At 57.8% G+C, this 21,316-nt stretch carries 18 protein-coding genes; 12 read left to right on the top strand and 6 right to left on the bottom strand.

The window, feature by feature from the left end:
* Window positions 1–41 precede the first annotated feature (41 nt).
* On the top strand, window positions 42–1,508 hold the full coding sequence (gene pap / locus ACQY4Z_RS11270; RefSeq protein WP_428529272.1) for a polyphosphate:AMP phosphotransferase: 1,467 nt from the start codon (window positions 42–44) through the stop codon (window positions 1,506–1,508).
* A gap of 49 nt (window positions 1,509–1,557) precedes the next feature.
* Here pap and ACQY4Z_RS11265 read toward each other — a convergent pair whose 3' ends face one another.
* A complete protein-coding gene (locus tag ACQY4Z_RS11265; protein ID WP_428529270.1) occupies window positions 1,558–2,736 on the bottom strand; it encodes a pyridoxal-phosphate-dependent aminotransferase family protein in 1,179 nt (392 codons plus the stop codon).
* A gap of 371 nt (window positions 2,737–3,107) precedes the next feature.
* Here ACQY4Z_RS11265 and ACQY4Z_RS11260 point away from each other — a divergent pair, with 371 nt between their 5' ends.
* Entirely contained in the window at window positions 3,108–4,049 is a 942-nt protein-coding gene (locus ACQY4Z_RS11260; protein WP_428529268.1) for an N-formylglutamate amidohydrolase, read from the top strand.
* A 27-nt stretch (window positions 4,050–4,076) separates the two neighbouring features.
* On the opposite strand, the gene ACQY4Z_RS11255 is transcribed toward ACQY4Z_RS11260, so the two are convergent.
* Window positions 4,077–5,258 carry an NAD(P)/FAD-dependent oxidoreductase gene (locus ACQY4Z_RS11255; protein ID WP_428529266.1) on the bottom strand — a complete coding sequence of 394 codons (1,182 nt, stop codon included), beginning with the start codon at window positions 5,256–5,258 and terminating at the stop codon, window positions 4,077–4,079.
* Between the two features lie 53 nt (window positions 5,259–5,311).
* On the bottom strand, window positions 5,312–6,529 hold the full coding sequence (locus tag ACQY4Z_RS11250; RefSeq protein WP_428529264.1) for an acyl-CoA dehydrogenase: 1,218 nt from the start codon (window positions 6,527–6,529) through the stop codon (window positions 5,312–5,314).
* A 167-nt stretch (window positions 6,530–6,696) separates the two neighbouring features.
* Between ACQY4Z_RS11250 and ACQY4Z_RS11245 the strand changes: the two genes are divergently transcribed.
* The 9 genes from ACQY4Z_RS11245 (at window position 6,697) to ACQY4Z_RS11205 (ending at window position 15,875) form a co-directional block, all read left to right on the top strand.
* Window positions 6,697–7,620, top strand: a complete 924-nt coding sequence (locus ACQY4Z_RS11245; protein ID WP_428529262.1) for a LysR substrate-binding domain-containing protein — start codon at window positions 6,697–6,699, stop codon at window positions 7,618–7,620.
* A gap of 27 nt (window positions 7,621–7,647) precedes the next feature.
* Window positions 7,648–8,556 (top strand): lipid kinase YegS, encoded by a 909-nt coding sequence (yegS, locus tag ACQY4Z_RS11240; RefSeq protein WP_428529260.1) that lies wholly within the window; start codon window positions 7,648–7,650, stop codon window positions 8,554–8,556.
* 306 nt (window positions 8,557–8,862) lie between these two features.
* Window positions 8,863–10,488, top strand: a complete 1,626-nt coding sequence (locus ACQY4Z_RS11235; protein WP_428529258.1) for a long-chain fatty acid--CoA ligase — start codon at window positions 8,863–8,865, stop codon at window positions 10,486–10,488.
* Window positions 10,485–11,306: an SDR family oxidoreductase gene (locus ACQY4Z_RS11230; protein ID WP_428529256.1), complete on the top strand. Its 822-nt coding sequence runs from the start codon at window positions 10,485–10,487 to the stop codon at window positions 11,304–11,306. The genes ACQY4Z_RS11235 and ACQY4Z_RS11230 overlap by 4 nt, the downstream gene beginning before the upstream one ends.
* Window positions 11,303–11,791: a MaoC family dehydratase gene (locus tag ACQY4Z_RS11225; RefSeq protein ID WP_428529254.1), complete on the top strand. Its 489-nt coding sequence runs from the start codon at window positions 11,303–11,305 to the stop codon at window positions 11,789–11,791. Before ACQY4Z_RS11230 ends, ACQY4Z_RS11225 begins: the two co-directional genes overlap by 4 nt.
* Before the next feature lie 37 nt (window positions 11,792–11,828).
* Window positions 11,829–12,815, top strand: coding sequence for an NAD(P)H-dependent flavin oxidoreductase (locus ACQY4Z_RS11220; protein ID WP_428529252.1), 987 nt, complete (start codon window positions 11,829–11,831; stop codon window positions 12,813–12,815).
* 10 nt (window positions 12,816–12,825) lie between these two features.
* Window positions 12,826–14,058: an acyl-CoA dehydrogenase family protein gene (locus tag ACQY4Z_RS11215; protein WP_209180820.1), complete on the top strand. Its 1,233-nt coding sequence runs from the start codon at window positions 12,826–12,828 to the stop codon at window positions 14,056–14,058.
* Window positions 14,059–14,068: 10 nt separating this feature from the next.
* A complete protein-coding gene (locus ACQY4Z_RS11210; RefSeq protein ID WP_428529249.1) occupies window positions 14,069–15,094 on the top strand; it encodes a phosphotransferase family protein in 1,026 nt (341 codons plus the stop codon).
* Window positions 15,087–15,875: an SDR family NAD(P)-dependent oxidoreductase gene (locus tag ACQY4Z_RS11205; protein WP_428529247.1), complete on the top strand. Its 789-nt coding sequence runs from the start codon at window positions 15,087–15,089 to the stop codon at window positions 15,873–15,875. Before ACQY4Z_RS11210 ends, ACQY4Z_RS11205 begins: the two co-directional genes overlap by 8 nt.
* 198 nt (window positions 15,876–16,073) lie before the next feature.
* On the opposite strand, the gene ACQY4Z_RS11200 is transcribed toward ACQY4Z_RS11205, so the two are convergent.
* The 3 genes from ACQY4Z_RS11200 to ACQY4Z_RS11190 form a co-directional block, all read right to left on the bottom strand.
* The gene (locus tag ACQY4Z_RS11200; protein ID WP_428529245.1) at window positions 16,074–18,185 is read right to left on the bottom strand and encodes a 3-hydroxyacyl-CoA dehydrogenase NAD-binding domain-containing protein; all 2,112 of its coding nucleotides are present in this window, start codon (window positions 18,183–18,185) and stop codon (window positions 16,074–16,076) included.
* A gap of 88 nt (window positions 18,186–18,273) precedes the next feature.
* Entirely contained in the window at window positions 18,274–18,741 is a 468-nt protein-coding gene (gene tsaA / locus ACQY4Z_RS11195) for a tRNA (N6-threonylcarbamoyladenosine(37)-N6)-methyltransferase TrmO (RefSeq protein WP_428529243.1), read from the bottom strand.
* Between the two features lie 19 nt (window positions 18,742–18,760).
* Window positions 18,761–19,639 carry a substrate-binding domain-containing protein gene (locus tag ACQY4Z_RS11190; RefSeq protein ID WP_428529241.1) on the bottom strand — a complete coding sequence of 293 codons (879 nt, stop codon included), beginning with the start codon at window positions 19,637–19,639 and terminating at the stop codon, window positions 18,761–18,763.
* Between the two features lie 527 nt (window positions 19,640–20,166).
* On the opposite strand from ACQY4Z_RS11190, the gene ACQY4Z_RS11185 reads away from it, so the two are divergent.
* Window positions 20,167–21,261, top strand: coding sequence for an ABC transporter ATP-binding protein (locus ACQY4Z_RS11185; RefSeq protein ID WP_428529239.1), 1,095 nt, complete (start codon window positions 20,167–20,169; stop codon window positions 21,259–21,261).
* Window positions 21,262–21,316: the final 55 nt, after the last annotated feature.

Here is a 21,316-nt window from a genome sequence, read left to right as displayed (position 1 = left end):
GTTTCACAATGTGGCTTCATGGTTCGTGACCGGAGGACGCAATGTTCGAATCTGCCCGCATGCCGCAAAAAATGACTAAAAAGTCCTTCAAGAAACTTGAACCGGAACTTCGGGAGGCGCTGTTGGCGGCGCAGCTTCCGGTGATTGAGAAGCAGCAGTTCTCCACACTCATACTGGTTGATGGCCTTGATGGGGCGGGCAAGGGCGAGGCGGTTGCCCGGCTTTATGGCTGGATGGATGCACGGCATCTCGTCTGCAACGCTTATGGCGAACCCATGGATGAGGCCCGGTTGCGCCCGCCCTTGTGGCGTTATTGGCGGGATTTGCCGGCCAAGGGAGAAACCGCGATTGTTTTCGGCAGCTGGTATCAGTCCCTGTTGCGCGACCGCATTTACAAAAAAATCGACGAGGATGCTTTCGAGAAGGGTCTGGTTCGGATCCGGCGTTTTGAAGAGATGCTGGCGAACGAAGACGTTCTCATCCTCAAGTTCTGGTTTGTCCTTCCCAAGGATGTTCAAAAGGAACGCTTGAAGAAGATCGAAAAGAAAAATGCCGGCCGGCATGTCCTGGCAGACTGGGCGGCCTTAAAGCACCATAAGAAGGCCAGTGAAACCGGTGAGAAGATTATCCTGGAGACCAGTATGGGGTTTGCCCCCTGGTTTGTGATCCCCTCGCAAGATCCGGAGTACCGGGACGTAGCTCTTGGCCAGACAGTCGCAAGATCCATGCAGCTCAAACTTGAAGATGGCGAGCCCACGTCGGTCGCCGCGCCGCCTGTAGTGGGTGGGCTGAAACGGGAAACCGCGGTCGACGCGATCGATTTGACCGAGACACTGGAGAAGACCGAATACGAAGAGCTCAGGAAAAAGTATCAGGACCGGCTTTCCGAACTCTCAGACCGCAAGTCGATGTCGAAGACCGGTGTTGTCCTCGTTTTCCAAGGCAATGATGCGGCTGGCAAAGGCGGCGCCATCCGGCGTTTGATCCGGCCGCTAGACCCACGGATCTACAAGGTGCATTCGATTTCGGCGCCAACCGATGAAGAAAAGGCACGCCCTTATCTTTGGCGGTTTTGGCGCCGCGTACCGCGAAAAGGACATTTCGCGATCTTTGACCGGTCTTGGTACGAGCGGGTTCTTGTTGAGCGTGTCGAGGGTTTTGCCGGTCACGATGACTGGCTGCGCGCTTACAACGAGATCAACGAGTTCGAGCAGGAGCTCACGGACTTCGGATACACTGTGTGCAAATTCTGGCTGGCGATTTCCGAAGAAGAACAGCTCCGGCGGTTCAAGGCCCGCGAGGAAACCGTGTACAAGCAGCACAAGATCACTGACGAGGATTGGCGCAACCGTCTTAAATGGGACCAGTACGCCATTGCCGCCGGCGATATGGTCGACCGAACTTCAACCAACTATGCACCGTGGACGTTGGTTTCTGCAGAAAACAAAAAACACGCGCGGGTCAAGGTTTTGAAGACCATCTGCGACCGTTTGGACGAAGTCCTGTAAACTTGGCCGGGCTCGTTTGGAGCCCGAGCCTGGATTGTCGCAGGGCGCTCTAAAGAGCCCCGGCCAGAGTGTCGATCGCGGCCTGAGCGCCACCCTTTTCATGAGGAATGTCAAGCTTGGCAAGGCCGAGCTCGATCGCGGACAGCGTACCGAGCGTCATGACAGCGTTCACGTGACCCATATGGGCAATCCGGATACCTTCATTGGAAAGCTCTCCGATTGTCCCTCCAATGGTGACGCCGCAAACTTCCTTGGTGAAGTCGCGCAGTGGCTCGGGATCCGTATCCTTGAGCCGAACCACCGTGACACTGTCGGAGCGGTGGCGCGGATCTTCGATGTTGAATTCCAGAACACCGCCTTTGGCCCACTGGCTTACGGCTGCCCGGGTCGCATCAGCCAGGAGCGTATGGCGGTTCCAAACCTGCTCAAGGCCCTCGTCGAATACAAGATCGAGCGCTTTCCGGAACCCGAACAGCAGATGCTCCGGCGGTGTCCCGCAGTATTTTTGGTAATGAACAGGACCTTGCCGGAAAGTCCAGTCAAAATAATTGGTCCGTAGATTGGCGGTTTCGTGCGCCTTGTCTGCCTTTGGCCCTGCGGCGACAAAGGAAAGGCCTGGCGGTGACATCAATCCTTTCTGAGATCCGGTCAAGGCGACGTCGATCCCCCATTCATCCATTTCGAACGGAATGCAACCGAGCGATGCGATGGTGTCGACCATGAAAAGAGCAGGGTGCTTGGCGGCATCAATCGCTCTTCGCAGAGCCCGAATGTCATTCCAGACCCCGGAGGCTGTATCAACTTGAACAACGAGGATTGCCTTGATCTCGTGACCGGTATCCTCCTTCAAACGCGCCTCCAGCTGGTCCGGATCGACCGCTGTACGCCAAGTCCCGGGCAGAACCTCGACATTCAGATCCAGGAGTTTTGAGGCCTCTCCCCAACCGGCTGCAAACAAACCGGAATGAAGCGCCAGGATCTTGTCGCCTCGGTTGAGTGTGTTGGTGAGGGCGGCATCCCAGGCGCCGTGTCCGTTGGCCGCGTAAATGTACGTCTTGCCTTCTGTCCGGAAAAGCTGTTTCAGGCCGGAAAGGCAAGCGTCCGTGGTTTCCAGCAAGGGGCCTTCATAGATGTCGATCGCTGGCCGATGCATGGCCCTCAAGACTTCTTCAGGGACATTGGTCGGTCCCGGAATCATCAAAAACTCCTTGCCATATCGCAGCGGCATGGCGGCATCCTTTTAAAATACAGGGGCAAAGCCCCGAATGAGCTGAAATGAGTGCGGCCGGACGGGCCGGGCGGGTCAGTCTTCACAATTGCGCGCCAGAGGCCTTCGGTCAAGAGTGCATGTTTCTTGCTTTAATGAAAGAATAGATGCAAGTCGGGAGCAAAAAAAGACCTAATGATGAATGCCGGAGATGAAAGTCGAGCCTTTTGTGGCAATTTTGGTCGCGCAGGTGCCAATGTTCATTCGCCGGAAGGGCTGTGATTGCTTCGTAAGACAAATTCAGGGCTTGTTTCTTCGGAATCTGTCTTGTTTCCGTAAAGGAAATTATACAAGCTGGTCTCTGGACGAGATCGTCAACTGGGCGGTGCAGTATGATTGTGGTCGAAGAGGGGGCCAGCCCTCTCGTTTTGTGTTTGCCGCATACCGGTACAGATGTGCCGGCAGTGATCGGAAAACGGCTGAATGCGACTGGTCGGTTGCAGACGGACTTGTCCTGGCGTCTTGAGGGCGTCCTGCGGTTATCCTCCGATGTCAATGCAACAATTGTCAGCTCAACCATCTCCCGGTATGTCATTGACCTTGATCGCGATTTGGAAACTCCTCTGAGCGCTTCCGAAGACCCGAAGACTGCGCTTTGTCCGGTGACCACCCTCGACGGCAAGCGCATCTATTTGGATGGAGAGGAGCCGGGAGCAACCGAAGTCGAACAACGGGTCCTTTTGTTTGCAAGGCCATTCGAAAAAGCTGTGCAGCAGCAGGTGTCCAGGCTGTCCAGGATGCACCGCAAGGTGATCGTGATCGATTGCCAATCCATGCGATCTCATATCAAGGGGGTGACGGACAAAGGCCTGCCGGTCATCAGTGTTGGTAGTGCAGAAGGGACGTCTTGCGATCCCGATTTGCTGAACCTGGTTGTCGGTTCCTTCAAAAGCCAGCAGGGATACACGGTCGGTGTCGATGAGCTTATGAAAGGCGGTCATTTGACGCGGACCTATGGCCGGCCGGAGCGCGGCCTTCACGCCTTGTCGCTTTTGATTGCTCAGAGAGCCTATTTACGCCACGAATCCCCGCCCTTCGAGCCAGACAAGAGCCGGGTGCAGCGCTTGGGGAACTTGCTTGAGGACACCTTCTCGCGGGCCATTGACTGGGCGCGCATGGAGAACAGTCAGTCTTATCCAAGCCATCCGTCGGCTGCTCAAGAACAGGAGGAAACTGTAAGCCCTCCGACGGAAGGCGAAGCAGCCAATGACACCCACGGGCCCGCAGGCGAACGCCCTGGCCAGCCACCCACAATGCTCCAGGTTGCCGAATAGAAGCTGATTGTCCGCAGGGAGAAGATCTCAGACGACGTTTTTCTCGACAATCGGACGATCGGCGGCCAGGCGGTCGAACGCCAGCGGTGTGAGATCCAGCGTTTGATAGGTGCCGGTAGCAATCAGCTCCGACAAGCCACGTCCGACGGCAGGCGATTGCTGCAGCCCGTGGCCTGAAAAACCGAGCGCCATATAAAACCCGTCAACGCCTGCAACGCCGCCCAAAAACGCATTGTGATCAAAAAGGTTCATATCGTAGGTGCCGGCCCAGGCAGCACCGGGCTTGATCGCTTCAAAGGCGGGCACGCGGTTGGCGAGAACGGGCCAGATGTGTTCTTCAAAGAGCCCGTAATCGACATCGAAGTCAGTCGCGTCCGGATCTTGATCCTCGGGCGGTGCGGATCCGCAGATATAGCCTGTACCCTCCGGACGGACATAGGTCCCGGTCGGGTCGATGAGAAGCGGGAATTTCACAAGGTCATCCCGACATTCGAACGTGAACACGCACCGTTTTTTCGGAACGATCGGCACATCAATCCCGGCCTGGCGGCATATGTCCGCACCGCCGGAGGCCCCGGTGCAATTGACCACGATTGGTGTTGAGACAGTGGCCCCATCGGGGAGGCGCACAGACCAGTACCCAGCGCCCTCTCTCTCAATTGCCGCTTTTCCGGAGAAGTAATCCACGCCGAGAGACCGGGCTTTCTTTCGGAAGGCCTGCATCAAGCCATAGCCGTCGAACCAGCCTTCACCCGTGAGTCCATGACTCCCTGCAGCCAGATCACTCGTGTTGAGCCATGGAAATTTCCCTACAAGGCCGTCTGCATCATAATATCCGATGTCTGCACCCAGCTCTTGTTGCAGTTGGTGGTTTTCCTGGAGGATGTGCTGCTTGTCCGGCGTTGCCAGAAAGAGATACCCGCCCTCGTGAAGATCAATCGCCGGGCGGTCGCTCTCAACCGCGAGCTGGGTACCGATCTCCCGGAGAAACTCTATGCCGTAGAGCGAGATCTCGATGTTAATCGCGCTGGAGAATTGCTGGCGGATGGAAGCTGCCGAGCGCGCAGAGGCGCAAATCTCATATGAGGGATCTGCCTCAACAACGATAATGCGTCCTGAAAAGTCCTCGCGCTGGGCAAGATGACAGGCAACGGAAGAGCCCATGACGGCTCCGCCAAGGATTACGACATCCGCGGTTTGGTGCGCCATATAGCCCCCAGAAGAACGAAGCGGGCCAAACGGCCCGCCTCAAAAGTCAATTCTTAGAAAAATGCCTGCAAGCCGGTCTGAGCACGGCCAAGGATCAGCGCATGAACATCATGCGTTCCCTCATAGGTGTTGACCGTTTCCAGGTTCTGGGCGTGGCGCATGACATGGTATTCTTCGGAAATCCCATTGCCGCCATGCATGTCGCGGGCCTGACGGGCGATGTCCAAGGCCTTGCCGCAGTTGTTGCGCTTGACGATGGAAATCATTTCCGGAGCCATCTGACCGGCGTCGAAAAGCTGGCCGACGCGAAGCGCGGCCTGAAGGCCAAGAGCAATTTCGGTTTGCATGTCGGCCAGTTTCTTCTGGAAGAGCTGTGTTTGTGCCAGCGGGCGGCCGAACTGTTCGCGGTCGAGACCATATTGACGGGCGCGGGTCCAGCAATCCTCAGCGGCGCCCATCGCGCCCCAGGAAATGCCGTAGCGGGCCCGGTTGAGGCAGCCAAACGGGCCCTTCAGACCTGATACATTCGGCAGCAGCGCATCTTCGCCGACTTCCACGTTGTCCATGACGATCTCGCCGGTGATGGAAGCGCGCAGCGAGAGCTTGCCGCCAACTTTCGGGGCAGTCAGACCCTTCATGCCTTTTTCCAGGACGAAACCGCGAATGGCGCCGTCATGAGCTTCCGATTTTGCCCAAACAACGAAGACGTCCGCAATCGGCGAGTTGGAGATCCACATCTTGGAACCGGTCAGCTTGTAGCCGCCGTCGATCTTTTCAGCGCGCGTGCGCATACCGGCCGGATCAGATCCTGCGTCCGGTTCCGTCAGGCCGAAACAGCCGACATATTCGCCGCTGGCGAGTTTCGGCAGATACTTGTTCCGCTGCTCTTCAGATCCGTAAGCGTAGATCGGGTACATCACCAGCGAGGACTGAACGCTCATCATGGAGCGGTAGCCGCTGTCAACGCGTTCAACTTCCCGGGCAACCAGACCGTAAGCGACATAAGAGGCGCCTGCCCCGCCATATTCTTCCGGCAGGGTAACGCCCAGCAGGCCGAGTTCACCCATTTCGTTGAAGATTTCGCGATCGGTCTTTTCTTCGCGATAAGCCTCGATGACCCGCGGCAGCAGCTTTTCCTGAGCGTAGGAGCGGGCCGTGTCCATGATCAGCTGCTCGTCCTCTTTCAGCTGATCGCGAAGACGGAATGGGTCTTGCCAGTCGAAAACGCCGCCGCCAGCTGGGGCTGATTTCACATTTGCCGGTGCATTCATAACAGATCTCCCGGGCCAATCAGGTGCTGGCCGCAATCGTTTCAAGGCGCCTTGTTCAAGGCAGATCATTCTGTTTCAGACAGAGTTGCCTGATTTGTGTTTGCGGAAAAGCGAATTCTCCTCCATCATTCATTACAAAATGGAATGAACTAGGAAATTCGCAAGGTATGAAACGGGCATTTGTGCCGCCCGCGGACACCCTCATCGCGTTTGAGTGTGCGGCCCGCCATCTCAGCTTTACCCGTGCAGCGGAAGAGTTGCACCTGACCCAAGGCGCTGTCTCCAAACAGGTGCGTCAGCTCGAAGACCGGCTGGGTGTGGAGCTGTTCCGCCGGGTACGTCAGAGGATCGTGCTGACTGATGCCGGACGGCTTTACCTTCACGATATCCGGGGCGCTTTGGAACAAATGACCCTCGCCACGCGGCAAGTGATGTCGTTTGCAGGCAGTGCCGATGTGCTCAACCTCGCAGTCTTGCCGACATTCGGCACTCGTTGGCTGGCGCCGCGTATTGCCGACTTTATCCGCCGATATCCGGACGCGGGTTTGAATTTGAGCGTTCGGCTGCAGCCTTTCGATTTCGACGAAGAGCCTTTCGATGGAGCCATCCACCATGGGGATCCCGTCTGGGCGGGGGCAATTGCCGAACATCTATTTGATGAAGAAGTCATCCCGGTCGCCTCTCGCGTTTTTCGGGATCGGCACAATATCCGTGTACCGGAGGATTTGACGCGGGTGCCACGTTTGCAATTGGCGACCCGGCCGCTGGCCTGGCGGCACTGGTTTGAAAGTGCTGGCGTGGAAACGGACACGGCTTTCCAGGGCGCCCGGTTCGAACAGTTCGTCATGATCACGGAAGCTGCGATCCACCACGCCGGTGCCGCACTCATACCCCGCTTCTTTATCGAGCAGGAGCTTGCGTCCGGGCGCCTTGTGCGTTTGTTTGATGTTCCGCCGGAGCACGAAACAGCTTACTTCTTTGTTTATCCGGAAGGCCGGACGATGCGGCCGGTTGTTGCAGCTTTCCGCAAGTGGCTGGCCGAAGAAGCCCGATCGGCGAGAACCGACCGGGAGACCATGTTGCCGGGGTAAGCTTGGCCAACTGTATTGGAGGGTCTTTTGAGCAAACGTCACCTGCGTCTGATTCTAAACGGTAAATCCGCAGGCCGGGCCGATGTCCGTGCTGCTGTAGATGCGGTTCGGAACATGGGTCACGAAGTCTCTGTGCGCGTGACTTATGAGGCCGGAGATACCGAGCGGTTTGCTCTCGAGGCTCTGAAAGAGCATCAGGACAAGAAGATAGATGTTCTGGTGAGCGGCGGCGGCGACGGAACAATTCATGCTGTGGTGGACGGTGTTCTCGATGGACTTGAGGCGGAGGAAAAGCCCCCGTTTGCATTCGCGGTTTTGCCGCTCGGAACCGCCAACGACTTCGCCCATCACATCCGGCTGGACCCATCTGACATCGTCTCATCCTTCCGCTTTGCCGCAAGAGGCAAACCCAAGCCAACGGACATTGGAACTGTGAATGGCCGTGTCTTCGTGAACATGGCGACCGGCGGCTTTGGGACGAGGGTGACCGCGGAAACGGATCCGAACCTGAAGAAGTTGTTGGGCGGGGCCGCCTATCTCTTCACCGGGATCAATCGGTTTTCAGAGCTTGCCGCCTGTGAAGGACGCATCGAGGCTGAAGGGTTCAGATGGGAGGGTGCATTCATGGCGCTTGCCATCGGTAATGGCCGCCGCGCCGGAGGTGGGATCAGATTGTGCCCTAAGGCCAAACTGGATGATGGTTTTTTGGACCTGACTATATTGCCGATGCCCGATCGTGGCCGGATTTCAGAACTCTTGTCGATCCTGTTTGAAGGCGATCCGGAGCGGATAAAGGAGATTGCCGTCATGCGCCGGGTGCGGGCGCTCAAGATAGAGGCGGACAATCATGTGCAGGTGAACCTCGATGGCGAACCTCTTCACGCTTCCAAACTGGAAATCGAGACCCATCCGGCGCGAATTGAAATGATACGCTAGCGAACCGTTAGCGGGCTTTCTGTGAAAATCAAGACGGTCCTTAGTAGCAGTGCGGTGCGGATTGATCGGCCTTAATGATGGATGTGAGGCGATCAAGCACCGATGCAATTGACAGCCGTTCGGACAGATATTCGGCGCAAGTCAGGCCAAGAGTTCCAAAGGGCATGCTCCAGACACGAGGACACACGGCAAAGAGCTAAGCTGCAGTTGCGGAAGGTCATTTTTCTCAATGAGAAGTTTGTCTTGGCCTGAAAAACCTGCCTATGATCGCATGAAATCAACTTTGGTGTTTTTGGGAGGAAACACATGAAGGGACAGATGATGCATCGTCCGCTGAAGATTGCGGACCTCATCACTTTTGCTGCTGATACCTTTCCGGACAGCGAAATCGTTTCCGTACGAACCGAAGGTGATATTCACCGAACCACTTACGGCGAAACCGCCAAACGGATCGCGCAACTGGCGCATGGCCTGCAGGGGCTGGGGATCGAAGTCGGGGATCGCATCGCGACCCTTGCCTGGAACGGCTACCGGCATTTTGAGCTATATTACGGGATCTCCGGGATTGGGGCAGTCTGCCATACGATCAACCCGCGTCTCTCCGCGGAGCAGATGATCTACATCATCAATCACGCCAAGGACCGTTTGCTCTTTGTTGATCTGACCTTTGTCCCGATCATAGAGAAGTTGCGCGAACACCTGCCTGCTGATCTGCGTGTCGTTATCATGACCGACCGGGCGCACATGCCAGAAACATCACTGGAGGGTGTGCTGTGCTATGAAGAGGTCCTGGGCGGTCAGCCGGATCACATGGATTGGCCGGACTTCCCGGAAGAGACTGCCGCAGGGCTCTGCTACACCTCTGGTACAACGGGCAACCCAAAAGGGACTTTGTATTCTCACCGGTCCACTGTCCTGCACGCCTACAGTTTGTGCGTGACCCTCCCGAAGGTTCTGCAGGAAGGCAGCCGTATTCTGCCGGTTGTCCCGCTGTTTCATGTCAACGCCTGGGGTCTGCCCTATTCAGCGCCGTTGTCCGGCGCCAGCATGATCTTCCCGGGTGGCGCGCTGGATGGCAAATCCCTCTACGACCTGATGGAGCGCGAGAAGGTGTTTTCCGCCTGGGGCGTCCCGACGGTCTGGCTTGGTCTCATGAATGAAATCAACCAGCGTGGCCGGCTGCCTGACGGTCTTGGCGATATCGTCGTCGGCGGATCTGCTGCGCCGCGCTCCCTGATCGAGGGATTTGAAAAGCAGGGTGTCAATGTCTGCCACGCCTGGGGCATGACCGAAATGAGCCCGCTCGGTACGCAAGGCAATCTGCCGCCGCGCATGGACGATTGGAGCATGAAGGACCGGATTGACCGCAAACAATCCCAGGGGCGGCGGGTTTTTGGTGTCGATCTCAAAATTGTCGACGATGAGGGCAACCGCCTGCCGCATGACGGCAAGACGCCGGGTCATCTTTATGTGCGCGGGAACTCGATTACGTCGGGCTATTTTGAGAACCCGGAAGCCTCAAAACTGGTGTTTGACGAAGAAGGCTGGTTCTGCACCGGGGATATCGCTGCGATTACATCCGACGGTTTTCTGGTTATCACCGACCGGTCGAAGGACCTTATCAAGTCCGGCGGGGAATGGATCAGCTCGCTCGATCTGGAAAACATCGTCATGTCCCATTCCGGCGTTGCCAATTGCGCCGTGATTGCCGTGCCGCATCCAAAGTGGGACGAGCGCCCGCTCCTAATCATTCAATCGAAAGACGACGATGCGCCGCCGCCAAAGGACGAACTTCTTGAGATGCTGGGCGAGCATTTTGCCAAATGGCAGTTGCCGGATGACGTCGTTTATGTCGATGCGCTCCCGCTGACGGCGACCGGCAAAGTATCCAAACTCACCCTCCGCAAAAACTTCGCAGAAGGCGCAGCATGACCCCTGAAAAACTGTTCGCTCTCGCTGGCAAGACAGCCCTTGTCACAGGTGGGGCAACCGGCATCGGCCGTATGGCCGCAGAGGGCCTCTGCGCAGCTGGCGCACGGGTCCTCATTGCCAGCCGCAAGGAGGAGGCTTGCCTGCGGGCAGCCGAGGATCTCAACGCGCTGGGCTATTCTGGCAAAGTGGAAGGGTTCGGCGGGGATGTCGCGACCGAGGACGGGATTGCCGCGCTGACGGATGAGATCGGAAAGCGCACCGATAAGCTCGACATTCTGATGAACAATGCCGGGACCAGTTGGGGCATGCCGCTCGGCCAATTCCCCTATGAAGCCTGGGACCGGGTGATGCGCCTGAACGTGACCGGCCTCTTCCATCTGACCCAAAGCCTGCTGCCGATGCTGGAAGCGTCTGCATCGGATGCCGATCCAGCTCGGGTGGTCAATGTCGGTTCGGTGATGGGCGAAACCCCGCATGGCGACCGGGCCTACAGCTATGCCGCATCTAAGGCAGCTGTTCATCACTTGACCCGGATCCTGGCTAAGGAACTTGCGGACAAGCGGATCACCGTCAACGCTCTGGCTCCCGGACCGTTTGTCAGCAAGATGACGGCTTTTGCAACTGCAGACGAAGACACCCGCAGCCGGGTGGGGGCGCAAGTGCCACTTGGCCGTGTTGGCAAACCTGAAGACATCGCAGCGATCCTGCAGTTTCTCTGCGGGGCAGGCGGCGGCTACATCACCGGAGCGATCATTCCGGTCAGCGGCGGCATCAATGTGGAAACCGGTCCGGACCTGTTTCAGGAGGCCTATAGTTGATCCCGGATCTGGATGACACTGACTTGCCTGTCGAGGCCTTGAGCGGTCTCGTCGGCAAGGAGGTCGGCGTGTCATCGTGGCATCTCATCGATCAGGCCATGATCGATGCCTTCGCGGATGTCACCAAGGATCATCAATACATTCATGTCGACCCGGCGGCTGCTGCCAGGACACCCTTTGGCGGAACGATCGCGCATGGCTTTCTCACCCTGTCTCTTTTGTCCGCCATGGGCCTCGAGGCGCAGCCCAAAATCAGGGGCATGGCTATTGGCATTAACTATGGATTTGACCGGGTCCGGTTCTTGAGCCCGGTGAAATCCGGATCCCGCATCCGGGGTAGGTTTGTCTTGAAAGACGTCAGAGCGGTAAAGCCTGGCGAACTGGATATCACCTGGGCCTCGACCGTGGAGATCGAGGGCGAGAGCCGTCCGGCCCTGTCGGCGGATTGGCTCAACCGGTTCTATCTGGAGACTGGCGCAGACTAAACCGTGCGAGTTGGGGAGGCATTTGTTGGGAGGCGAAATGCTTAAAAAACGCGAGCTGCCAAAGGCTCTGCAGAATTTGCGGCTGCCGGTCGTCGCGGCGCCGCTCTTTATCGTGTCCTGCCCGAAGCTGGTGATTGCCCAGTGCAAAGCGGGTGTAATTGGGAGTTTCCCGGCGCTCAACGCACGAGATGAAGACGGCGGGCCGGTCATGCTTGAAGCTTGGCTTCAGGAAATCACCGAGGAACTCGACCGCCATAATCAGGCCAATCCGGACAATCCTGCAGCGCCCTTTGCGGTCAACCAGATCGTGCGCAAGACAAATGAGCGCCTGGAACGTGACATGGAAATCTGTGTCCGCTGGAAAGTGCCGATCTGGATCACCTCGATGGGCGCGCGGGTGGATGTCAATGAAGCTGCGCATTCCTGTGGCGGCATCGCACTTCATGACGTGATCAACAACACCTACGCCAAAAAGGCGATCGAAAAGGGGGCCGACGGTCTTATTGCCGTGTGCGCTGGCGCTGGTGGCCATGGCGGACCGCAATCGCCATTTGCCTTGATCCGTGAAATCCGGGAATGGTTCGACGGCCCGGTCCTTGCCGGTGGTGCGGTTTCAACCGGTGAGGCGCTGCTGGCCGCGCGAGTTCTCGGCGCAGACTTCGGCTATGTCGGCTCACCGTTCGTTGCAACGCATGAGGCGGATGCAGCCGATGTCTACAAGGACATGATGGTCGCCGGCAGTGCGGAAGATGTCATCACGACGGCTGTTTTTACCGGCCATCCGGCCACATACCTTAGGTCATCAATCACCAAGGAAGGCCTCGACCCGGACAATCTACCGACCGACTGGAAGCCGTCGATCCTGCCGGATGGCGATGATTTACCGAAAGCCTGGCGGGACATTTGGGGCGCCGGCCAAGGGATCAATGCGGTGAAATCGGTTGGTCCGGCTGCCGAGGTCGTCAATCGTTTGGAACAGGAATACAAGGCGGCCATCTCCCGGATGCGCGCCGAGATTTGTTGAGGGATAGGTTATGGATCTTGGAGTAACGGACCGGGTGCGCCCGCTGATTGAGCAGGTGCGTCGCATGGTGGAAACCGAAATCGCGCCGCTGGATGCCGAATACCATGAGGAAGTCGGCAAGCATCCCTCCGGTGACCGGTTCTTGCACACCGACCGGCAGATCGAAATCCTGGAAGGGCTGAAGGCCAAGGCCAAGGAACGCGGGCTCTGGAATTTCTGGTTGACCGACAGCGAGCGCGGTTTTGGCCTGACCACTGTAGAATACGCCTATCTTGCCGAGGAAATGGGCAAGGTCGGCATCGCGGCGGAAGTCTTCAACTGCAATGCTCCGGACACCGGCAACATGGAGGTTCTGGAGCGCTATGGCACGCAAGCCCACAAAGACCGCTGGCTGAAACCGCTTCTGAACGGCGATATCCGCTCTGCGTACCTCATGACGGAGCCGGACGAAGCATCTTCGGATGCCACCAACATTGCTTTGTCTGCCGTGAAAGACGGCGATGAATGGGTGCTCAACGGTGAGAAATGGTGGGCAAGCGGGGCAGGAGATAGCCGCTGCAAGCTTTATATTGTAATGGCGCGCACCGACCCGGACGCACATAAGCACAGCCGCCATTCCATGTTCCTGATCCCGGCTGATGCTGATGGACTGGAAGTCCTGCGGCCGATGCATGTTTTTAATACTGATGATGCACCGCACGGCCATATGCACATCCGCTTCACCAATGTGCGCGTTCCGGAAGCTGATCTCGTTCTGGGTCAGGGGCGGGGCTTTGAAGTGGCGCAAGGACGTCTCGGCCCGGGCCGGATCCACCACTGCATGCGGGCGATCGGCCAGGCGGAGCGGGCGCTCGAACTCCTGTGCAAGCGGGCGCTGAGCCGGGAAGCGTTTGGCAAAAAACTCGCGGATCTCGGGGCCAACCACGACATCATCGCCAATGCGCGCATGGAAATTGAAATGGCGCGCCTGCTCTGTCTAAAGGCGGCGTGGATGATGGATACGCAAGGCACCCGTGCAGCCCAGCCCTGGATCAGCAAGATCAAGGTCATCGCACCGCTGATGGCGCTGAAAGTGGTCGACGAAGCGATGCAGGTCCATGGGGCCGCCGGGATCAGTCAGGATTTCCCGCTGGCCAGCATGTGGGCGCATTTGAGGACCCTGCGCTTTGCCGACGGGCCGGACGCGGTCCACCGGCGCCAGGTCGCCCGGGTCGAGCTTCGCAAATACACCAACGCCGGGTGAGGTTCGTTTAATGACCACTGCGGCACTGGATCTTGAGCGACTAGCATCCTGGCTGGAGCAAAACCTGCCGGGGTTCAAAGGGCCTTTGACGGCGGAAAAATTCAACCGGGGTCAGTCAAACCCGACGTTCCGGCTCTCTGCGCCCTCAGGTGCTTATGTGTTGCGGCGAAAGCCGCCGGGTGTGCTTTTGAAATCCGCCCACGCCGTTGACCGGGAGTTCCGGGTTCAAAAGGCGCTCGCAGCAACGGATGTTCCGGTCGCCCGGATGCATGTTCTGTGTGAAGACGATGATGTGATTGGCTCGGCCTTTTACATCATGGATCTGGTCGAAGGGCGGAACTTTGATGATCCCCGGATCCAGGAGGTCGATACGGCCACCCGGTCGGCTATCTACGACGAAATGAACCGGGTGCTCGCCGCGATTCACTCCGTGGATCTGGAGACAGCTGGCCTGGCCGATTATGGCCCGGCCGGAAACTACTACCGCCGCCAGATCGACCGCTGGACCAAACAGTACCGGGCGAGCGAAACCGGGACGATTGCGGACATGGACGCGCTGATTGCATGGCTTGACCAGAACATTCCGGAAGACGATGGCCGGCGCACGCTGGTCCACGGCGATTACCGGATCGACAACATGCTGTTTGCGAAAGACAGTCCGGAGTGTGTCGCGGTGCTCGACTGGGAACTGTCGACACTCGGCCATCCCTTTGCGGATCTCGCAGCCCTTATCATGCAATGGCGCTGCCCGCCGGGAGCCGAAGGCCGGGGTCTTGCCGGTGTTGATCGCAAAACGCTCGGCATTCCCGAGGACCAAGCTTTTGTGGAGGCCTATTGTAAGCGCATGGGGATCTCCGGCATTCCGGATTTCGGGTTTTATCTGGCGTTCTGCTTCTTCCGGATGGGCGCGATCCTGCAAGGCGTCAAAAAACGTGCGCTCGACGGCAATGCCTCAAACCCGGAGCAGGGGCTGAGACTCGGGAAGGCGGTCCCGGGTTTTGCCAAGGGCGGCCTGGAGGCTATCCAGCATGGCTGATCAGCGGTTTGCAGGCCAAACGGTCATGATCACCGGGGCCGCCGGTGGCTTTGGTGCCGAAGCTGCCCGCAAATTTGCAGCGTTCGGTGCGCGGTTGGCTCTGTCGGACCGGGACGAAAGCGGGCTGGAACGGATCCGCACCGAGCTCCAGGATTCGGGCGCAGATGTTCTGATCGAGGCCTATGATGTCGGCAATGAGGACCAGACCAAAGCGCATATTGATCAAATCCTGGAGCGTTTCGGCTCCCTTGATATTGCGCTCAACAACGCCGGTATTTGTCATGATCTCAAACCGTTGACGCAACTCTCAGTCGAGGATCTTGATCGGATGTTTGCGGTGAATGTGCGCGGTGTCTTTTTGGGCATGAAATATCAGATCCCGGTGATGGCCAAGGCCGGGCGCGGCGCCATCGTCAACATGGCCTCGGCAGCGGGACTTGTCGGGGCCGGGATGTTGTCGGCCTATGCCGCTTCAAAGCACGCCGTGGTTGGACTGACCCGCTCGGCTGCGGACGAGACGGGGCGCAGCGGCGTCAGGATCAACGCGGTCTGCCCGTCCTTTGCGCAAACCGCGATGTACCAGACCTTTTCCGAAGCTTTGGCGGAAAGCCAGAACAGGCCGGCCAGCGAGATCGATGCGGCCTTCACAAAACGGAGCCCGATGGGCCGTGTCATCCGCTCTGACGAAGTGATCTCGGCTGTGCTCTGGCTCGCAGACCCGCACAACACGGCCGTCCACGGTCAGGCCATTCCGGTCGACGGTGGCTTGACCGCAGTGTAAATTATTAAGACCAGCCTTCCTTAATGGTCATCCCGGACGTGATCCGGGATCTACTCTCATTTCAGCTCGCCGCAGATATCGAGCAATTTTCTGGCGGCTCTGCGAACGATTGGATCCCGGGTCTCAGCTTGCGCTTCGCCCGGGATGACAAATGTTTACGATGACAGGTCAGTTCCAGAAGGTTCAGACGACTCAACGTCAGCCGTTGTTCCTTTCAGCAAACGTTCCACCGGTCTCGGCCATTTGGCGCAGGAGAGCCGGAACCTGCCAGTAGTAGCTGTCTTCCTCAGCAAAGGCCTCGATGCGCTTGACGAGATCCGCTGCGCCGATCTGGTCTGCTGTGTGCATCGGCCCGCCACGGAACCGCGGGAAGCCGTAGCCGAAGAGATACACCGCATCAATGTCGATTGGCCGGAGCGCGATGCCGTCTTCAAGAACACGGATTGCCTCGGAAATCATCGCGGTCATGAACCGGCTGACGATTTCATCTGCCGTGAACTTGCGCGGTGTGATCCCGGCCTTGGCCCGTTCTTCTTCAATGATTTTGAGGGCATCCGGATTCGGGCGGGCCCCAGTCTCGTCGTAGATGTAAAAACCCTTGCCTGTCTTGCGACCAAACCAGCCCTGTTCGCAGATCCGGTCGAGGATCGGGATGTAGCGCTCTTCCGCTGGCCGGGTGGCCGCGCGGCGCTTGTTGGTCGCCCAGCTGATATCGAGACCGGCGAGGTCGTAAACCTGATAAGGGCCCATGGCGAACCCGAAATCGGTCATGGCCGTATCGACTTCTTCTGGAGAAGCACCGTCCATCATCATGTAATCCGCTGCCTTTTTGTAGAAGGAGAGGATACGGTTGCCGATGAAGCCGTCGCAGACCCCAGCCCTGACAGCGACTTTTTTCAGTTTTTTGGCAAGGGCAAAGCCGGTCGTCACAGCGTCCAGTGCTGTCTTGTCAGCGACGACCACTTCCAGAAGCCGCATGACATGGGCCGGCGAGAAGAAATGCAGGCCAATGACGTCCTGCGGACGGCTCGTCACGGAAGCGATTTCGTTGATGTCGAGATAAGAGGTGTTGGAGGCAAGCACCGCGCCCGGCTTTGCCACCTTGTCGAGTTCGGTGAAGATGCTGCGCTTCACATCCATCTCTTCGAACACGGCCTCAATGATGAGATCAGCTTCTGACAAGGCTCCCAATTCGACCGCAGAGGACAGATTGCCGGAGAGGATCTGATCGCGTTTGTCGGCCGCGAGTTTGCCGCGTTTGACGGCGCCGTCCAGGTTCTTGGCAATTGTCGCCAGGCCCCGGTCGAGCCCGCCCTGGTCTCGTTCGGTCAAGGTGACATTGAACCCGGCCAAGAGGCATGCGGTTGCAATACCGGAACCCATGGTGCCACCACCGATCACTCCGATTTTTGCAATCTGGCGGGGCGTTTCGTTGGCTTCCGGTATTTTCGAGACTGCCCGCTCCGCAAAGAAGGCGTGGATCAGACCGGCGCGCTGCGGACTTTCCATGCACTCTTGAAACAGGCTGCGCTCTTTTTGAAGGCCGTCGATCAGCGGCAGTGTGCTGGCTTCAACCGCATCCACGCACTTGTGCGGCGAGAACAGCAACGGTTGTGTCTTTTGCAGTTTCTGCCGGTAGACCTCAATGGCATCCGGATCGGCGGCTGTCTCCAGCTCGCCAGTCTTGCGATGGCTCAACGTGCCGTCGGCAAGCGCTTGAGCCGCTTTGAGCGCAAGGTCACGTGGCGCGCCCTCTTCGACGGCATCGACCAGCCCGGACTCCAGCGCCTTTTGCGCCGAAACCGGCTTGCCGCTGGTAATCATGTCCAAAGAAGCAGCAACGCCGGCAAGGCGTGGCGCGCGCTGGGTGCCGCCCGCGCCCGGCAGGATGCCAAGTGTCACTTCTGGCAGCCCGACCTTGGCACTTGGAACTGCAATGCGCGCATGGCAGCTCATGGCGACTTCCAGTCCGCCACCGAGAGCCGTGCCATGAATGATGCAAGCGATCGGTGTTTCCGAGTTTTCAAGGAAATTGCATAGGTCCGGCAACCATGGGTCTTGCGGAGGCTTGCCGAACTCGCGGATATCCGCGCCTGCGATGAAGGTACGGCCTTCGCCGTAGAGGCCAATGGCCTTGATCCCGGCGTCTTTCTGCAAGTCTGAAACAGCTTGATGGATGCCCTGACGCAAGGCATGGGAAGCAGCGTTGACCGGCGGATTGTTGAGCGCGACAAGTGCTACATTGCCGTGTTTTTCGACGGACACCACGTCGTTCACTTTGCTGGCTGCGGATTGCACCGGCGTATCCATTGAGCTTCTCCCGTTTGATTGTTGCGACAAGCATTGGCAATCTTGACGAACGTCTGTCAAGCCACCCAACGGGTTAAGCGCGTTTGCACTACGCGCCGGACCGCGGTTTGTCCGTAAAGGCGCACCGGTCGGGTTTGAGGTCGATCAGAGGTGTGCCGTTGAGGCAGTCGAGCCCGCGCACGGTCAGCAGCGGACCGTTGACGGAGATCAGTTTGACCAATGAAGTGCCAATGGGGTTCGGCCGGTTGGGCGAGCGCAGTGCAAAGGTGCCACGGACATCTCCGGTATGTGCCGGGTTCTGGATCACCAAATCCCGCCGTGCGCGGTCGAGCCAGTACAGCACCTCGACGCTGTCGAAGGTCTCTATGTTCTTGAGTGCCGGAACCCAGGGCTCGAACACTTCAATCCGGCAGTCTGGCCCGTTTTCGGGATCGCCGCGCCGCGGACACTCCTTGCGCTCGAGCCAAGGCGTGTGGATCCGTCCGATATAACGCAGCTGCGCGTCTTCAGGCGGCGTCGTTGGAACGAAGACTTCATGGGGGCGAATATCGGTCATAGAGATCTGTTTGTTGCGTTCAAGGAGAGAGCCAGCGGACGCGGCCCAGCGGAGAGAGGTTATAGCCGCCCATATTGGCGGCCTTGTTCTGAAACTGTCGCGTCCGGGTGAAGTCAAAGAGACGCCGAACAGGGTCGGTGAAATAGGACTTCCGGTCGATCAAAAGATCAAAGTGTTCATCGGTTAGCGGGACAAACCCGAGTTTGTACTGTTTGGCCATGGCTTCAACGCCAAGTGCTGCGTCCGCATCTCCGCTGGCAACAGCCCCGGCCGCCTCACTCTCCGTATAGGCAAATCCGCTAAAAGCCTGAAGATCCTCTTGGCTCAATCCGGCCTCTTCCAGAAGCCTTGTAAAAAGGGCTGCTGCACCGGCGCCCGGTTGACGGCGCACAATGCGCTTGCCTTTGAGATCGGCAACCGAATGAATGTCTTGGGCCGCGTCGCTTGAGACCAAAAGCCCGCGTTTGCGGATGGCCCAGCCGATGAGTACAGCGTCTGTAACGCCGAGTTCGGAGGCTGAGCCGATGTTCCAACCTGTTTTTTCGGGAATATGCAGGCCGGACAGGGCAGCACGGTGATCGGCAAAACAGGTAAGACCCTCCCGGCTGCCATTGAAAAGCGTGGCAAGACCGCAGCCGGAATCTCTGATGGCCCAGTCGAGCAAAGGATCATGAGACCCTGTGATCACCGCAGGCCGGTCTTCCGGTACAAGTGATCCAGAGCCTTCGATCCAGGCGCGGATTTCGGCAGCCGGAAACAGGAGTTTGCCCGTGATGCGCCGGTGTGGGATTTCATCGGCAGCTGCGAGGTCATAGACCTTGCGCTCTTTGACCCGCAACAGGTCGGCGACCTCGCGGGTCGTCAAATAGTCAGGTTGCTGTCCGGCGCTTTGTGGCACTTCAATCCCCATGTATGGAAGCTGAACTTAGCGGAGTTTCAAAGACTTGCACAGGGGTGTCAGCGGCCGAAAGAGCTAGGCTGGAGATCAGCTGGGTTGACCGTGCTGAACATCAGTTCACCTGAATTAAGACGATGACACAGACGGAACAGGGGCAGGCAGTGTTGTTGTGCATTGCCGCAAATTTAAATTGATCTAGTATGTTTTGAACGCGCTCATAAACGTTTGGTCTTTCTGCCGCTAATGGATCCTGAGAGCGTTCTAGATCGCTGGAAATGCAGTTGGGCAATAGGTGTTTTTTGATCATTGCTCGGCTCAGCAATTCTGCCGAAGTTGTTTCGCGCTGCAAAATATTCAATCAGCATGTGATTAAAAAATATTAGTTTTTTTTGATGCCCCCCCTTTCAAAGGGCTTTGATTTTTGTTTTGCTACCGCTCACAGCTGAAACGAAGACAGGCGGCACGGAGGGGTGCGGTCGGAAATCGCTGGGGCTGATAAAAACAAACAAACCAGACTTGGGGACAAAATGGCGAATAATCGGGGCGCTGCTGTTAAGTATGACAGCGTTCAAAAAAGCTATGACGGCGAAAGCCTTGTCGTAAAAAATCTCAATCTGGATATCCCGCCGGGCGAATTTCTGACCATGCTTGGTCCGTCCGGGTCTGGCAAAACCACCTGCCTGATGATGCTGGCAGGCTTCGAACCGGCAACGCACGGCGAAATCTATCTTAACGATCGGCCGATCAACAATGTCCCGCCGCACAAGCGCGGGATCGGGATGGTCTTTCAGAACTACGCCTTGTTCCCGCACATGACAGTGTCTGAAAACCTTGCCTTTCCGCTTCAGGTCCGCAACGTCAGCAAAGCGGAGCAGGAAGAGAAGGTTCAGCGCGCGCTCGATATGGTGGAGCTTGGCAGCTTCGGAAACCGGCGCCCAGCACAGCTGTCCGGTGGTCAGCAGCAGCGTGTGGCCGTTGCCCGTGCTTTGGTGTTCGACCCGGAACTCGTTTTGATGGATGAGCCGCTCGGCGCGCTCGACAAGCAGTTGCGCGAGCAGATGCAGTACGAGATCAAGCACATCCATGAAAATCTCGGCGTGACTGTTGTTTACGTGACGCACGACCAGACCGAAGCGTTGACGATGTCGGATCGCGTCGCCGTGTTCAATGATGGTGTCATTCAGCAACTATCCACGCCGGATGATCTCTACGAAGATCCGCAAAATTCGTTCGTGGCGCAGTTCATCGGCGAGAACAACAAGCTCAATGGCAAGGTCATTGATATCCAGGGCGAGGAGTGCCGTGTGGAGCTTGGTGACGGAACGCAACTCAAAGCCGACCGTGTGAATGTCAGCTCTGTTGGCGACAGGACCACATTGTCGCTCCGTCCTGAGCGTGTCGAGTTCGACACTCACGACAGCATGGACAATATTGTCAATGGCCGGATCGAAGAACTCATTTATCTGGGTGACCACATCCGCGTTCGCATGAACGTGGCTGGCAATGATGAGTTCATTGTAAAAGTTCGCAACCGCGGAGAGAAGCGCAAGCTGCATGTCGGCGAAACAGTCCCTGTGGGCTGGGCGTTGAATGACTGTAAAGCGCTCGACGCTGTTGTCTAAAGTCGCAGGGCGGCCGGTGTCCGGCCGCTAGCGAGATCGACGGAAGAAAACCGTT

The sequence above is a fragment of the Roseibium sp. genome, assembly GCF_965276855.1.
Taxonomy (GTDB): domain Bacteria; phylum Pseudomonadota; class Alphaproteobacteria; order Rhizobiales; family Stappiaceae; genus Roseibium.
This window is presented reverse-complemented; position numbering and strand designations above follow the sequence as displayed.